Consider the following 365-nt stretch of genomic DNA (forward strand, 5'->3'; position numbering starts at 1 on the left):
ATGCGGCGTTTTCGCCGGTGGGACGAGGTCTGGCTGGCGGGAGGCGACCCGGGGCAAGTGCTGGAGGTGGCGCTGCCCCCGGAGGCAGGCGGCGCCGTGCTGCGCACTGCCATTTGGAGGCCGAGGCCGGAGTTTGACGGGCTGTGTTGCCTGACGACCAAGAGCAAGGACAACGACCTTGCCTGGATCGGCGACTGGGCGCGGCACCATGTGCGGGCGCAGGGCGCGGAGGGCGTGGTGCTGTTCGACAATGGCTCTACGGCCTATGCGCCCGAGGAGGTCACCGAAACGCTCGCCGCCTCGGGGCTCAAGGCCGGGCTGGTGGTCAGCGCCGATCTGCCCTTTGGCCCGACGGCCAGGAAAGC

The 365-nt window shown here is 70.1% G+C and carries 1 protein-coding gene; it reads left to right on the forward strand.

Going from position 1 to position 365, the window contains the following annotated elements; genetic code table 11:
* On the forward strand, positions 1-365 hold a 365-nt coding region (locus DYI42_RS24020; RefSeq protein WP_440870666.1), incomplete at both ends, for a hypothetical protein.

This window comes from Vannielia litorea (assembly GCF_018424695.1).
In the GTDB taxonomy this organism is placed as follows: Bacteria; Pseudomonadota; Alphaproteobacteria; order Rhodobacterales; family Rhodobacteraceae; genus Vannielia; species Vannielia litorea_A.